At 73.3% G+C, this 13,902-nt stretch carries 13 protein-coding genes; 9 read left to right on the top strand and 4 right to left on the bottom strand.

Translation table 11 applies throughout. The features are described from left to right. Positions 1 to 27: 27 nt before the first annotated feature. Genes BMY04_RS04680 through BMY04_RS04670 form a run of 3 tightly spaced genes read right to left on the bottom strand, consistent with a single transcriptional unit; the run spans position 28 to position 3,747 of the window. The gene (locus BMY04_RS04680; RefSeq protein ID WP_091178008.1) at positions 28 to 885 is read right to left on the bottom strand and encodes an alpha/beta fold hydrolase; all 858 of its coding nucleotides are present in this window, start codon (positions 883 to 885) and stop codon (positions 28 to 30) included. A gap of 25 nt (positions 886 to 910) precedes the next feature. Beyond that, positions 911 to 1,624, bottom strand: coding sequence for an SDR family NAD(P)-dependent oxidoreductase (locus tag BMY04_RS04675; RefSeq protein ID WP_091178007.1), 714 nt, complete (start codon positions 1,622 to 1,624; stop codon positions 911 to 913). After that, the gene (locus BMY04_RS04670; protein ID WP_170853997.1) at positions 1,621 to 3,747 is read right to left on the bottom strand and encodes an amidase family protein; all 2,127 of its coding nucleotides are present in this window, start codon (positions 3,745 to 3,747) and stop codon (positions 1,621 to 1,623) included. Before BMY04_RS04670 ends, BMY04_RS04675 begins: the two co-directional genes overlap by 4 nt. A gap of 151 nt (positions 3,748 to 3,898) precedes the next feature. On the opposite strand from BMY04_RS04670, the gene BMY04_RS04665 reads away from it, so the two are divergent. From BMY04_RS04665 to BMY04_RS04625, 9 genes are all read left to right on the top strand, one after another. Next, positions 3,899 to 5,455 carry an ABC transporter substrate-binding protein gene (locus BMY04_RS04665; protein WP_091178005.1) on the top strand — a complete coding sequence of 519 codons (1,557 nt, stop codon included), beginning with the start codon at positions 3,899 to 3,901 and terminating at the stop codon, positions 5,453 to 5,455. Then, entirely contained in the window at positions 5,452 to 6,393 is a 942-nt protein-coding gene (locus BMY04_RS04660; RefSeq protein ID WP_198409944.1) for an ABC transporter permease, read from the top strand. The genes BMY04_RS04665 and BMY04_RS04660 overlap by 4 nt, the downstream gene beginning before the upstream one ends. After that, the gene (locus BMY04_RS04655) at positions 6,390 to 7,289 is read left to right on the top strand and encodes an ABC transporter permease (protein ID WP_091178004.1); all 900 of its coding nucleotides are present in this window, start codon (positions 6,390 to 6,392) and stop codon (positions 7,287 to 7,289) included. Before BMY04_RS04660 ends, BMY04_RS04655 begins: the two co-directional genes overlap by 4 nt. Beyond that, positions 7,286 to 8,359 (top strand): ABC transporter ATP-binding protein, encoded by a 1,074-nt coding sequence (locus BMY04_RS04650; protein ID WP_091178003.1) that lies wholly within the window; start codon positions 7,286 to 7,288, stop codon positions 8,357 to 8,359. The genes BMY04_RS04655 and BMY04_RS04650 overlap by 4 nt, the downstream gene beginning before the upstream one ends. Then, positions 8,356 to 9,279 (top strand): ATP-binding cassette domain-containing protein, encoded by a 924-nt coding sequence (locus BMY04_RS04645; protein ID WP_091178002.1) that lies wholly within the window; start codon positions 8,356 to 8,358, stop codon positions 9,277 to 9,279. The genes BMY04_RS04650 and BMY04_RS04645 overlap by 4 nt, the downstream gene beginning before the upstream one ends. Continuing rightward, positions 9,276 to 10,232, top strand: coding sequence for a glycosylasparaginase (locus tag BMY04_RS04640; protein ID WP_091178001.1), 957 nt, complete (start codon positions 9,276 to 9,278; stop codon positions 10,230 to 10,232). Before BMY04_RS04645 ends, BMY04_RS04640 begins: the two co-directional genes overlap by 4 nt. Beyond that, positions 10,229 to 11,053, top strand: coding sequence for a M55 family metallopeptidase (locus BMY04_RS04635; RefSeq protein WP_091178000.1), 825 nt, complete (start codon positions 10,229 to 10,231; stop codon positions 11,051 to 11,053). The genes BMY04_RS04640 and BMY04_RS04635 overlap by 4 nt, the downstream gene beginning before the upstream one ends. Before the next feature lie 5 nt (positions 11,054 to 11,058). Continuing rightward, complete coding sequence (locus BMY04_RS04630) at positions 11,059 to 11,859, top strand: SDR family NAD(P)-dependent oxidoreductase (protein ID WP_198409943.1); 801 nt, start codon at positions 11,059 to 11,061, stop codon at positions 11,857 to 11,859. 195 nt (positions 11,860 to 12,054) lie between these two features. Continuing rightward, positions 12,055 to 12,405 (top strand): hypothetical protein, encoded by a 351-nt coding sequence (locus BMY04_RS04625; RefSeq protein ID WP_091178500.1) that lies wholly within the window; start codon positions 12,055 to 12,057, stop codon positions 12,403 to 12,405. 81 nt (positions 12,406 to 12,486) lie between these two features. On the opposite strand, the gene BMY04_RS04620 is transcribed toward BMY04_RS04625, so the two are convergent. Then, entirely contained in the window at positions 12,487 to 13,884 is a 1,398-nt protein-coding gene (locus tag BMY04_RS04620; protein WP_091177998.1) for a serine hydrolase domain-containing protein, read from the bottom strand. Positions 13,885 to 13,902 lie beyond the last annotated feature (18 nt).

Raw genomic sequence — 13,902 nt, 5'->3', positions numbered from 1 at the left:
CACAGACCACAGCGCGAGGGGCGGGCGTCAGGCGGGGACGGCCTCGTCCAGGAAGGCGCGGACCGTGGCGAGGAAGGCCTCGCGCTCCTCGACCTGCGGGGAGTGGCCCGACTCCTCGAAGACGACGAGCCGGCCGTCCGGCACCAGCGACGCGATCGTCTCCGACATCGAGACCGGGGTGACCCAGTCGTACCGGCCGACGGTGACGAGCACCGGGCAGCGGACCTCACCCAGGCGCGGCTTGAGGTCGTAGGCCGGCATGTTGTGCTGGAAGCACCAGTTGTGCGACTCGTGGCGGTAGATCCCGGCCTCCACCGATGCGGCCGCGCGCGCCGGGTCGGGGTCGTGGTCGTACAGTCCGATCAGCTCGGCCCACAGGGCCTTGAGCTCGGCGTCGCTGCGGACCCGACCCTGCCAGTAGCGGTCGAAGTGGTCCCAGTCGATCTCGACGCGGTCCTGCTGCCGCGCGTTCTCGTACGCCAGGGCGAGGTTGGACGCGTCGGGCGAGGTGTCGCGCAGCACGACGGCGCGTGTGCGGTCCGGATGGGCGAGCGCGTACTCCAGCGCGATGAAGCCGCCGTAGGAGCCACCGGCGACCACGCAGGTCTCCGCGCCCGCCCACGCCCGCAGCGCGTCGACGTCGGCGACCCACTGCGCGTGGCTGTAGGGCGGCACGGCCTCGCTGCGCCCGCAGCCGCGGGCGTCGAAGACGAGCACGCGGAAGCGGTCGGCCAGCGGCCCGAACGTCGCGCGCGGTTCCGCCATCGACCCGATGCCGCCGCCACCGTGGTGGGCGATCAGCAGCGGCTTGCGCTGCGCCTCCCGGCTGCCGTCGTCGCCGAGGACCTCGACCTCCAGCTCGGCCCCGTTCACCGTCACCCTCATGCTGCTGCCCTTCCGCTCACCGTGCTCAGAAGATCCCGTGCCCGCCGTCGACCGCGATGGTCTGCCCGGTCACCCACGACGACGCCTCGGCGGTGAAGAACCGGACGGCGTTGGCGATGTCCTCGCCCGTGCCGAGACGCCGCGTGGCGATCCCGGCGACGAGCGCGGCCTGGCCCTCGGGTCCGTACGACTCCCACTGCCGCTGGGTGCTCGGGTTGGACAGCACGAAGCCGGGCGCGACGCAGTTGACCGTGATCCCGAAGCGGCCGAGCTCGTGCGCGGTCTGGCGGGTCAGGCCGATCTGGCCGGCCTTCGCGCTCGCGTACGCCTGGATGCCGGTGAGGCTGACGCTGCGGCCGGCGCCGGAGGAGATGTTGACGATCCGCCCCCATCCGCCGGCCTTCATGCCGGGCACGACGGCGCGGGTGCAGACGAACGTGCTGGTGAGGTTCGCGTCGACCACCGCGCGCCAGTCGTCGTCGGTGACCTCCTCGAGCGGCCGGCCGGTCTGGCCGCGGACCCCGCCGGCGTTGTTCACGAGGACGTCGACCGGCCCGACGGCGGCGACGAAGGCCTCGACCGCGGCGGTGTCGCTGACGTCCACGCGCCGGTCGCCGTCCGCCTCGAGGTCGACGCCGTGCACGGTCGCCCCCTCGGCCTCGAGCATGGCGACGATCGCCGCCCCGATCCCGTGCGCGGCGCCGGTCACCAGCGCCGTACGACCCGTCAACCCGCTCATGCCGTCTCCTCCGCGAGCACCCGCTCGATCGTCGTCGCCGCCGCGAGCAGGGCGGCGTCCTCGCCGCGGCGGCCCATCAGCTGCAGCCCCACCGGGAGCCCGGCGTCGGCGCCGCACGGGAGCACGAGCGCCGGCCAGCCGGTCAGGTTCGCGCCCATCGAGAACAGCCCCTCGACCGCACCCGCGTCGGAGTCGATGACCGGGGTCGTCCCTGGGGCCGTGAACGCGACGGCCGGGCCGAGGAGCACGTCGACGGAGTCGAGCATGGCGTCCGCCGCGGGCAGGAGCTCCGCCCGCCGGGCGAGCGCGGCGCGGTGCTGGGCAGGGGTGACGTCGCGGCCGAGCCGCAGCAGCCGGTCGGTGTCCGGGCCGAACCAGGCCGGGTCGGCCGCCAGCGCCTCGTGCTCGCGCCACGCCTCGAAGAGCAGGATCGGCTCGAACACCGCGTGCAGCGCCCGCAGCGGCGCGACGTCGACCTCGACGACCTGGGCGCCGGCCCCGACCAGCCGGTCGACCGCTGCCCGCACGGACGCCCGGGTGCCCGGCTCGACCGCCGGGTCGGCCAGCTCCGCCGACAGCAGGCCGACGCGCAGCGCGCCGGGCGCCGGTGCCTCGGGCAGCGGCCCGAGCTCGGCGACCGCACCGAGCACGCGGGCGGCGGTGGCCACGTCGGCCGCCAGCACGCCGACGTGGTCGAGCGACGGCGACAGCGCGGTCACGCCGCCGACGGGCACGAGGTCGTAGGTCGGCTTGATCCCGACGCAGCCGCAGTAGGAGGCGGGGATGCGGATCGACCCGCCGGTGTCGGTGCCGAGCGCGGCCGCGCAGACGCCGGCCGCGACCAGCGCCGCCGAACCGCCGCTCGAGCCGCCCGCCGTGCGCGTCGGGTCGGCCGGGTTGCGGGCCTCGTCGAGGCCGGGGTGCTGGGCGCCCGCCGCGTACTCGAGCAGTGCCGCCGTCGCGAAGACGTCGGCCCCCGCCGCGCGGAGCCGGGCCACGACCGGCGCGTCCTGTACGGCCGGCGAACCCTCGGCCATCGCGCGCGGGTTGCCGTTGCCCCGGACCACGCCCTCGACGTCGACCATGTCCTTGACCGCGACCTGCACGCCGAGCAGCGGCCCCTCTGCCGCGCGTCGGGGCGCGGGCAGCGCCTCGACCACCGCGGCCAGCGGTCGGCCGACGCGCTCGAGGCGCTCGTACGCGGCCAGCAGGTCGAGGTTCGCGGTCTCGCAGCGCCGCTCGCCCCGCTCGATCGCGCGCACCAGCGCGGCCAGCTGGTGCACGAGCGGTCCGCCGACGCCGTCGAGGTCGTCGACCTCGGTGGGCCGGTGCCGCACCGCGAGGTCGCGCCACACGCCGGTGCGGGCCTTGCCGCTGGCGGCGTTGAAGGCGACGAGCCGTCCGAGCGAACCCTCCAGGTCGGCCGGGTCGAAGCCGTCGAACGGTTCCGGCGAGGCCGGGGCGCGGTCGAGGACCTCGCGGGCGAGCGCCAGGAGCAGCGGCCGGTACGCCGACGCGCCCAGCGCATCGGCGATCGTGAGGTCGGAGACGGCGGTGGCGAAGAGCATCGCCCCGTACGCCTCCTTGCTCCACAGGTAGCCCTCGATGTTCGCGGTGGCCTCGGCGTACGGCAGCAGCGCGGCCACCGCGCGCACGCGGTCGCTCACGCCGCCGCCGGGCTCGCCGACGCGCACGGTGGCGACGTTGCCCTGGGCGACGACCCCGGGCGCGACGACGTCGGCGCCGAAGTTCACGAACGCGGTGACCCGGCGTCCCGGACCGAGCACGTCGTCGACGACCCCTCCCGTCATCCCGTTCTGCAGGGTCACCACGTAGCCGTCGGCGGCCAGTCGCGTCCAGAGCGGTTCGACGGCCGAGCGGGTGTGGTGCGACTTGACCGCGAGCAGGACGCGCTCGACGTGGTCGGGCAGCGCGGCGGGCAGGACCGCCGTCACCGGGACGACGACCTCCTCGACCGGGCCCACGACCCGCAGCCCGAAGGCGTTGAGGGCGTCGACGTGCTCCGGGTCGGCGTCGCAGAGCAGGACGTCCTCACCGGCCCGTACGAGATGGCCGGCGACCACGCCGCCGACGGCCCCGGAGCCGATGATCACCGTCCGCACCCGATGAAGCATGGGGGCGCCCGGGGGCTACCGCAAGCCGACACGGGGCCTTAACATCCGTGTGACTTACTGCTGATATCTCAGTACTCGTTCAGCGTCTGCCCCCGCTCCACCCGCCTGACGGCCATCCCTGCCCCACCTCGGAGGACCCATGCGCAAGCCCCTTGCCGCCCTCGTCACCGCCGTGCTCTGCCTCGGCGGCGCGGCGGCCTGTGCCGACAACGGCTCCACCCCCAGCACCAGCAGCTCCGGCGGCGCCGCCGCCGGTGGCGACCTCGTGATCGTCCGGCCGCAGGACAGCGTCTCGATGGACAACACGATGGTGTTCAGCAACTCCTCGATCTGGGTCTTCCAGCAGATGTTCGAGTCGCTCTACGAGGTCACGCCCGACGGCAAGGACGTCAAGCCGCTGCTGGCCGAGAGCCACACCCTGAGCGCGGACAAGCTGACCTGGACCTTCAAGCTCAAGCAGGGCGTGAAGTTCAGCAACGGAGCACCGATGACCTCGGCGGACGTGAAGTTCAGCCTGGACAAGGCCCGCGCGACCAAGGGCGGCTGGGAGTTCCTCGACGTCGCGATCAAGTCGGTCGAGGCGCCCGACGACGCGACCGTGGTGATCAAGACCAAGTACCCGTGGTCCCCGCTGCTGGCCGACCTCGCGAACTTCAACAACGCGGTCCTGCCCAAGGACTACGCCGGCAAGAGCCACGACGACTTCTACAAGGCGCCGATCGGCACCGGCCCGTTCGTCTGGGACCACTGGAACAAGGGCACCGAGATCGAGCTGAAGAAGAACCCGACCTACTGGGACGCGGGCAAGCCGGCCCTCGACAGCGTGACGTGGAAGGTCGTCCCCGACGACAACTCGCGCAACGTGCAGATCCAGGGCGGCCAGGCGCAGATCAACGAGAACCCGCCGTTCTCGACGCTCGAGCAGCTCAAGGGCCAGCCGAACGTCAAGGTCGACCTGTTCCCCAGCACCAAGACCGACTACGTGATGATGAACCAGAACGAGAAGCCGTACGACGACGTGCACGTGCGCCGCGCGATCTCGTACGCCATCGACCGCGAGGCACTGGTCAAGACGCTGCTCTTCGGCAACGGCACCCCGGCGAACTCGTTCCTGATGCCGAACGTCCCCTTCTACGACGCGGCGACGCCCGGCCTCACGTACGACATGGCCAAGGCCAAGGAGGAGATGGCCAAGTCGTCGGTGCCGAACGGCTTCAGCACGACCTTCCTCGCGTCCTCGGGCGACAGCACCGACCAGGCGCTCGCCCAGGTCCTGCAGTCCTCGCTCAAGGAGCTGGGCATCGACATGAAGATCCAGAACGTCGACCCCAGCGCGGCGCACGACCTGCAGCAGGAGCAGAAGTACCAGATCAGCCATTCCTACTGGACGATGGACATCGCCGACCCCGACGAGCTCGTCACCTTCGCGGTCGACCCGAGCGCCGGCAGCCACTCCTTCTACACCAGCTACGACAACCCGCAGGTCATCGCGGACACCAAGAAGGCGCAGCAGACCTTCGACACGGCCGGTCGCCAGGAGCTCTACTCCGCGATCCAGAAGCAGGCCGCGGACGACGCGTTCATGGGCTTCCTCTACTACTCGCCCTTCAGCTACGCCTACAGCACCAAGGTGAGCGGCTTCCAGGTCTACCCGACCGGGAACTACCACCTCGAAGACGTGACGCTCGGCTCGTGAGGCACCTGGCGTACGTCGGGCGGCGGCTCGTCTCGACCATCCCGGTCCTGCTCGGCATCTCGGTGATCGTGTTCTTCATGATCCACCTGGTGCCGGGCGACCCGGCCCGCACGCTGCTCGGCGTGCGGGCCACGGACGAGGCGGTCGCCGCGCTGCACGCGAAGTTCGGGCTCGACCGGCCGATCTGGGAGCAGTACCTGTCCTTCCTGGGCCGGCTGCTGCACGGCGACCTCGGCCGTTCGATCCTCTACGACACCGACGTCAGCTCGCTGCTGGCGCTGCGGCTGCCGGCGACGCTGTGGCTGCTCGTCGCGGCCACCGTGATGGCGCTGCTGATCAGCATCCCGCTGGCCGTGCTCGCCGCCACGCACCGCGACAAGCTCGCCGACCAGGTCGTCCGCGCGGTGCCCCTCGTCGGGCTGGGCATGCCCACCTTCTGGGTCGGCATCATGCTCGTGCTGCTGCTCGCGCTGAAGGTGCACGCCTTCCCGGTGTCGGGCTTCGGCAAGACGCCCGCCCAGCACCTCAGCTCGATCATCCTGCCGGGGCTGACCATCGCGCTGGCCCTGACGCCGATCCTGATCCGCAGCCTGCGGACCTCCATGATCGGCGTGCTCGACAGCGACTACGTCGTCACCGCCCGGGCCAAGGGGCTCTCGCACCGCCGGGTGATCACGGCGCACACGCTCCGCAACGCCGCCGTCTCCTCGATCACCGTGCTCGGCGTGAACATCGCCTACCTCGTCGGCAGCACGCTGGTCGTCGAGCGGGTCTTCGCGCTGCCGGGGATGGGCACGATGATGCTCGACGCGATCTTCAACCGCGACTTCCCCGTCGTGCAGGGCGTGACGCTGGTCTTCGCGCTCATGGTCGTCGCGGTCAACCTCCTGACCGACCTCGCGCACGCGGCCCTCGACCCGCGGATCGAGCTCGCATGACCGCCCCCGCGGTGCCGGTCGGTCCGGTCGAGCCGCTCCAGCCGCTGCAGCCGTCCCGGCTGCCCTGGCTGCGGGGACGCGGCGGCGAGGGCGTGCTGCGGCTCAACCCGACGTTGGTCATCGGGCTGTCGCTGCTGGTCGTGATCGTGCTGGCCGGTGTGCTCGCGCCCGTGCTGAGCCCGTGGGACCCGGTGGCGCAGGACCTGACCGCGTCGCTGCAGCCGCCCGGCAACGGGCACCTGCTCGGCACCGACCAGCTCGGGCGCGACGTCTTCACCCGGCTGCTCTACGCCGCCCGCGTCGACCTGCGCGTCGGCGCTCTGGCGGTGCTGTTCCCCTTCATCATCGGAACGACGCTGGGGCTGCTGGCCGGGTGGTTCGGCGGCTGGTTCGACCTCGTGCTCATGCGCGTGGTCGACATGGTCGTCGCCTTCCCGTCGTTCGTGCTGATCATCGCCCTGGTCTTCGCGCTCGGTCAGGGCACGGCGAGCATCTACATCGCCATCACGCTCGTCGGCTGGGTCGCGTACGCCCGCATCGTGCGCGGCGAGGTGCTCGTCGCCAAGGAGCAGGAGTACGCGCTCGCGGCGCGGGCGAGCGGGCTGCCGACCTGGCGGATCCTGCTGCGCCACCTGCTGCCGAACGTGCTGCTGCAGGCCTTCGTCTTCGCGATGAGCGACGTCGTGCTCTCGATCCTCGCCATCGTCACGCTGGGCTACCTCGGCCTCGGCGTGCCGCCACCCACCCCCGACTGGGGCTCGATGATCTCCGAGGGGCAGAACTTCGTGTTCACCAAGTGGTACCTGACCGCGGTGCCCGGCCTCGCGGTCGTCGTCACCGGCCTGGCCCTCGCGCTCGTCGCCGACGGCGTGGTCCAGCGCAGCGGGCGCCGATGAGCACCCTGGTGGACGGTCCGCTGCGGCAGCCCCGCAGCACCCCGGTCACGGGGACGCCGCTGCTCGAGCTGCACGACGTCGACGTGGAGATCCCGCTGCCGCACGGCCGGCTGCACGCCGTGCGCGGGGTCTCGCTGACCGCGTACGCGGGCCAGGCGCTCGGCCTGGTCGGCGAGTCGGGCTCGGGCAAGAGCCTGACCCTGCGCGCGGCGATGGACCTGCTGCCGTCGCCGGCCGTGATCACCGGCGGCAGCGTCGTGGTCGCCGGCACCGACGTGACCGGCATGCGGCCGGCGCAGCGGCGCGAGCACATCTCGTCGGCGATGGCGATGATCTTCCAGGACGCCCTCACCGCGCTGAACCCCACGATGCGCATCGGCGACCAGGTCGCCGAGGTGCCCCGGCAGCGGCTCGGCATGAGCCGGTCGGCCGCCCGGGCGCGGGCGCTCGACCTGCTCGTGCAGGTCGGGATCCGCGACCCCGAGCAGCGCTACCGCGCCTTCCCCCACGAGCTGTCGGGCGGGATGCGGCAGCGCGTCTGCATCGCCATCGCGCTGTCGGCGGAGCCCGGGCTGATCCTGGCCGACGAGCCGACCACGGCGCTCGACGTGACGATCCAGAAGCAGGTGCTCGACGTGCTCGGGCGGCTGCGACGCGACGACGGGGTCGGCCTCGTGCTCGTGACGCACGACCTCGCCGTGGTGAGCAGCACCTGCTCCGAGCTCGACGTCATGTACGGCGGCCGCGTCGTCGAGGAGGGCCTGACCGAGGTGCTCCTGTCGGCGCCGCGCCACCCGTACACGGCGGCCCTGCTGCGCTCCGTGCCCGACCCCGACGCACCGGTCCACCGGCTGCTGACGATCCCCGGGGCGCCGCCTGACCTGCTCCAGCCGATCGAGGGCTGCGCGTTCGCGCCGCGCTGCCCGGCCGTGGTCGACCGGTGCCGCACCGAGCGGCCGCCGCTGGCGTCGCTGGGCGGTCCCCACGCCAGCGCCTGCTGGCGGGCGCACGAACCGGAGCGGTGGCCGGGCGCGGTCGGGGAAGCCGCCCTGGAAGGAGTGCTCCGATGAGCGGCACCAGCCCTTCGACGGGCTCAGGGAGCGTCTCCATCGGCTCGGGGAGCGTCTCGACGGCTTCGGGGAGCGTCGGTGAGGAGGTGCTCGCGGTCGAGGGCCTGGTGCAGCACTTCCGTGGGCGCGGCAGCGCCTGGGGACGGCTGCGTGGCCGGCCGCCGAAGGTGGTCAAGGCGGTCGACGGCGTCGACCTCGTCCTGCACCGCGGCGAGACGCTCGGCCTGGTCGGTGAGTCCGGCTGCGGCAAGTCCACCCTCAGCCGCTGCGCGGCGGGGCTCTACACCCCGACCGCCGGCGTCGTGCGCTACGCCAGGCAGCCCCTGCACGGGGCGCCGGACCGGGCGCAGCGCCGGCTGGTGCAGATGGTGTTCCAGGACCCGTACAGCTCGCTGAACCCGCGGATGACCGTGGGCCAGACGCTGTCGGAGATCCTGACCTACCACCGCCTCGTGCCGCGGGCGCAGGTGCGGGCGCGGGTCGGCGAGCTGATCGACCTGGTCGGCTTGCCGACGCGCGCGGCGGACCAGCTGCCGCGCTCGTTCTCGGGCGGCCAGCGCCAGCGCATCGGCATCGCCCGGGCGCTCGCGCTCGAGCCGCAGGTGCTCATCGCCGACGAGCCGGTCTCCGCGCTCGACGTGTCGGTGCAGGCCACGATCATCAACCTGCTGCTGGACCTCAAGGAGACGCTGGGGCTCTCGATGCTCTTCGTCTCCCACAACATGGCGGTCGTCCGCCAGATCAGCGACCGGATCGCCGTCATGCACGACGGCGTGGTGGTCGAAGAAGGAGACACGTCCGAGGTGTTCGAGCACCCCCACGACGACTACACGCGGCTGCTGCTCGCGTCGGTCCCCCGGATCGGCGGCGCCCCGGCGCCGGCGACCGCCGGGGCGGCGACGGAGCGGGGTCTGCGGTGAGCGTCACCCCCACCGTCATCGGCTCGGAGCGCAGCGAGATCGGGCTGCCCGCGGCGGCAGCGGTGCTGCGCTCCGGCGGCTCCGCCCTCGACGCCGTCGAGGCGGCGCTGCGGGTCTGCGAGGACAACCTCGCCGACCACTACGTGGGCACGTCCGGCCTCCCGAACGCCCGCGGCGTCGTCGAGCTCGACGCGTCGGTCATGGTCGGCTCGAGCCGGGCCTTCGGCGCGGTCGGCGCGCTGCAGGGCTACCCGAACCCGATCTCCGTGGCCCGCGCGGTCATGGAGCGCCTCCCGCAGCACTGCCTGCTCGTGGGCGAGGGCGCGGCGACGTTCGCCGCCGAGTGCGGCTTCGCCACCGCCGACCTGACGACCGAGGAGTCGCGGCGGATGTTCGCCGAGGCGCTCGGCGAGGCCGAGGCGGGCTCGAACGTCGAGGGCGAGCGGGCCGAGGGCAGCGAGGGCGACCGGGCGTACCGGCAGGCCGCGCTCGACCTGGTGCGCCGCTTCGCCCCGCACGACGGGCCCTGGGGCACGATCAACGTGCTCGCGCTCGACGCCTCCGGCGAGCTCGTCGTCGGCGTCTCCACCAGCGGCTACCCCTGGAAGTACCCGGGTCGGCTCGGCGACACCCCGCTGCCCGGGGCCGGCACCTGGGCCGACGTCCGCGGCGGCGGCGCGGCCTGCACCGGCCGCGGCGAGCTGAGCATGCGGGCCGGCACCGCCCGTACGGTCGTCGAGGCCCTGCGCCGCGGCGAGGACGTCGAGCAGGCCTGCCGCGAGGCGCTCGCCGACGCCGCGACCCTGCCGGACACGTTCCGCTCCGAGCTGCGCGTGCTGGCCCTCACCCCCGACGGGCGCCACGGCGGGGCGGCGGGTTCCGCCGACGCCACCTACGCGCTGATGACGCCCGACCACGACCAACCCGAGATCCGCAAGAGGAGCGTGCTGTGAAGGTCTTCCTGTCCTCCGACATGGAGGGCACCGCCGGTGTCGTCGACTGGAGCCAGTGCCTGGCGCCCCAGCCGGAGTACCAGTACTACCGGGGCCTGCTGCAGGACGAGGTCAACGCCGCCATCGACGGCGCGATGGCCGGCGGTGCGACCGAGGTGCTCGTCAACGACTCGCACTCGACGATGCAGAACCTGCGGCCCGACGCCCTGCACGGGCGGGCGCGCTACCTGTCCGGCCGGCACAAGCCGATGTACATGATGCAGGGCCTCGACCCCTCGTTCGACGCCGTGTTCTTCGTCAGCTACCACGGCTCGATGGCCAGCGAGGCGTCGACGCTGTCGCACACCTACAACCCGCGCGCCATCGCCCGCGTCCGGCTCAACGGCATCGAGGTCGGCGAGTCGGGCATCAACATGCTCGTCGCGCTCGGCCACGGCGTGCCGGTCGTGCTCGTGACCGGCGACGACACCACGGCGGAGGAGGCCGCGCGGATCAGCCCCGCGATCGTCCCCGCGGTGGTCAAGCACTCGGTGAGCCGCTTCGCCGCCGAGTCGCTGCACCCGGAGGAGGCCAAGGCCCTCATCGAGGACGCGGCCCGCCGGGCGATGGAGGGGGTGGGTTCGGCGGCGCTGCCGCAGATCACGCTGCCGGCGACGCTCGAGGTGCTGTTCCTGACCGGCGACATGGCCGAGATGGCGACGTGGATCAACGGCGTCCAGCGCGTGGACGCCCGCACGGTGACGATGAGCGACGACGACCCGATCCGGCTCTTCCGGACGTTCATCACCACGGTCCTGCTGACCCGGGCGATCGTCGAATGAGCGCCGTGACCACCGGGACCAGCACCCGGCTCGAGGGGCGGGTCGCGCTCGTCACCGGCGCGGCCGGCGGCATCGGCGCGGCCATCGCGCGGGGCATGGCCGCGGAGGGCGCGCGCGTCGTCGTCGCCGACGTCCAGGACGGCGCGCGGACGGTCGGCGAGATCGAGGCGGCGGGCGGGCAGGCGCTCGCCGTCACCTGCGACGTGGCCGACCCCGCCCAGGTCGACGCCGCCGTGGCGGCGACGGTCGAGGCGTACGGGTCGCTCGACGTCCTCGTCAACGACGCGGGTATCTCGGGCGGTTCCGGCCCGGCGCACGAGCTCGACGTGGAGACCTGGCTGCGTTGCGTCGCGGTGAACCTCACCGGACCGTTCCTGTGCGTGCGGGCGGCGATGCCGCACCTGCTCGCCTCCGGTCGCGGCCGGGTGATCAACATCGCCTCGACGTACGGCATCGTCGGCGCGCCGGGGGCGCCCGCCTACTGCGCGACCAAGGGCGGCGTCGTGAACCTGACGCGCCAGCTCGCCGTCGACTACTCCCCGCTGGGCGTCCGCGTGAACGCGATCCTGCCCGGCTACATCGACACCGACATGGGCGGCTACCGCGCCAGCCTCGGGCCCGAGGGTGCCGCCGCCGCCAACGCCCGGCGCGACGCCGCCGCGGCGCTGCAACCCATCGGGCGCCAGGCGCACGCGGAGGAGATCGCGACCGTCGCCGTCTTCCTGGCCAGCGACGAGTCGTCGTTCATGACCGGCGCGATCGTCCCGGTGGACGGAGGCTGCACGGTGACGTTCCGCCACCCGTGACTTCTGTCCTCGCTCCGCATTTTCTGTCCTCGCTCCGCTCGGACGCGGATCCCGCTCCGACCCTCCGCCTTCCTCCCTCCCGGTGACGACGAAAAGCGTGTCGTCACCGCTCGGTCGTCCAGGCGGAGGCGCGAGATCCGGCTTCGGTCGCCTGCTTGCTGACGGAGCGCGCTCAGGCCTGCGATCATGATCGGCATGCCGGAAGCGCGCATGATCGCCCTGGGGTTCGGGAAGTACGTGCGCTCGGACAAGGTGTTCGCCCTGGAACGTCTGGTCGGCGACCAGCGTGGTGAGGGCCGGCGTACGCGGGTGTGGATCGAGGGCGTCCCCGAGCCGATCGTCGCCTCCCGCACCGAGGTGACGATCCTGCGCGACATGGGCGAGGAGGCGGCGGCCGACGTCCCGGTGCTCGACGAGGCCCTCGACCTCGCCGCCCGGCTGGCCGCGGCCGCCGACGCCGGTCGCGTCGACCTCAGCGACCTCGGGCGCCGCGCCCGCCGCGTGCTTGCCTCGACCACCCAGCCGCAGCTGCCCGCCGACGACTGACCCCCGGCGCTCAGCGACCACGCCGACGTCCGGTCGAGCGGTAGGTTGCGGCGCTCCGGAGGGCGATTCGGGCGCGGCAACCTACCGCTCGGCGGGGGGATCGGGGGTCCCCTCGGGGTCGCCCGTCCAGCCCGCGGGGTCGACCCCACCCGGAACCACGCCGGTCGGGGCATATGGCGCGCGGGTGAGCACGAACGAGCCGAGGTCGAGGTGGGTCACGGCGCCCGCCGCGTCGCGGACCACCGTCAACGTCTCGCCGCGGTAGTAGCCGTCCAGCCCGGTCCAGGTCCCCTCCCCCTCGGGCCCGAAGCGCGACTCCCGTCCGCGCGCGGCGAGGGTCACGAGCTCGAGGTGCCGGTCGGCCTGCAGCTTGACGGCGTACGGCGTCGCGCCCCAGTACCAGGGCCCGGTCAGCGCGAGGAGCTCCGGATCCGCCTCGGGGAGCGGCTTCCAGGCCTGCGGGAAGCGCGGCTCGGCCGTCCGCACCACCTCGGCCAGGTCCTCGATGAGCCCGCCGAGGTCGGGACCCGCCGTGACGTTCGCGAACGCCACGAAGGCGAGCCCGTCGTCGACCGCGAGGTCGAGCCCGGCGAGGAAGCCGGGCATCGAGCCGCCGTGGCCCACCAGCGGGTGGGGCCCGCCCGACGCCTGCATCCCGAGCCCGTAACCGCCGGACTCCGCCTCCGTGCCGGCGACGGGCTCGCGCATCTCCCGCAGCGAGTCGAGCGGCAGCACGCGGTCGTCGCCGTCGAGGAGGAACGAGGCGAAGCGCGAGAGGTCCTCGACGGTCGACCAGAGCTGCCCCGCCGGGGCCATCCAGCCCGAGTCGTGGGCGGGTTCGGGCAGCAGCAGGTCCGCCCACGGGTGCACGGCGAAGCCCTGCGCGTGCGGCGCGGCCGGCATGAGCGTGGTCCGCCGCAGCCCGAGCGGCTCGAGGACCTCCGCGGCGAGCACCTCGCCGAAGGACCGGCCACGGCGCCGCGCGACCAGCGCCCCGAGGAGCGCGAAGCCGGGGTTGGAGTAGTGGAAGTGCCGGCCTCGGCGCAGGATGCGCGGCTCGGGCCCGAGCACGTCGGCGACCTGCGGCCGCAGCGCGCCGTCGGTGCGCTCCCACCACGGCGTCGGGGTCTCCGAGGCGATGCCGGCGGTGTGGCTGAGCAGCTGCAGCACGGTGCGGTCGCCGACCGTCGTGCCGGGCAGGTGCGTCTCCAGCGCGTCGTCGAGGTCGAGCAGGCCCTCGTCGCGCAGCCTCAGGACCAGGACCGCGACGAACGTCTTGGTGATCGAGCCGATCCGGTACTGCGTGTCCGGGGTCGGCGGGGCCCCGTCGACGGAACCGGCGGCCCCGGTCCAGACGAGGGAACCGTCGCGGACCAGGCCGGCGGCCAGGCTCGGCGCCCGTCCCTCCGCCTGGGCCCGGGCGAGGCGGTGGTCGAGGGCTCGGCGGGTGCTCTCCAGCAGCCTTGGTGCGTCGCTCACCCCGTCACCCCACCACCC

It is taken from the genome of Microlunatus flavus (genome assembly GCF_900110855.1).
GTDB classification, from domain to species: Bacteria; Actinomycetota; Actinomycetes; order Propionibacteriales; family Propionibacteriaceae; genus Microlunatus; species Microlunatus flavus.
Note: the sequence above shows the minus strand (reverse complement) of the source record. Positions and strands in the feature narration are given on the sequence as shown.

Excerpts from the sequence above, each read along its gene's own strand:
- BMY04_RS04680 (WP_091178008.1), bottom strand. The coding sequence starts at position 885 with ATGAGGGTGACGGTGAACGGGGCCGAGCTGGAGGTCGAGGTCCTCGGC.
- BMY04_RS04675 (WP_091178007.1), bottom strand. The coding sequence starts at position 1,624 with ATGAGCGGGTTGACGGGTCGTACGGCGCTGGTGACCGGCGCCGCGCAC.
- BMY04_RS04665 (WP_091178005.1), top strand. The coding sequence starts at position 3,899 with ATGCGCAAGCCCCTTGCCGCCCTCGTCACCGCCGTGCTCTGCCTCGGC.
- BMY04_RS04655 (WP_091178004.1), top strand. The coding sequence starts at position 6,390 with ATGACCGCCCCCGCGGTGCCGGTCGGTCCGGTCGAGCCGCTCCAGCCG.
- BMY04_RS04650 (WP_091178003.1), top strand. The coding sequence starts at position 7,286 with ATGAGCACCCTGGTGGACGGTCCGCTGCGGCAGCCCCGCAGCACCCCG.
- BMY04_RS04645 (WP_091178002.1), top strand. The coding sequence starts at position 8,356 with ATGAGCGGCACCAGCCCTTCGACGGGCTCAGGGAGCGTCTCCATCGGC.
- BMY04_RS04625 (WP_091178500.1), top strand. The coding sequence starts at position 12,055 with ATGCCGGAAGCGCGCATGATCGCCCTGGGGTTCGGGAAGTACGTGCGC.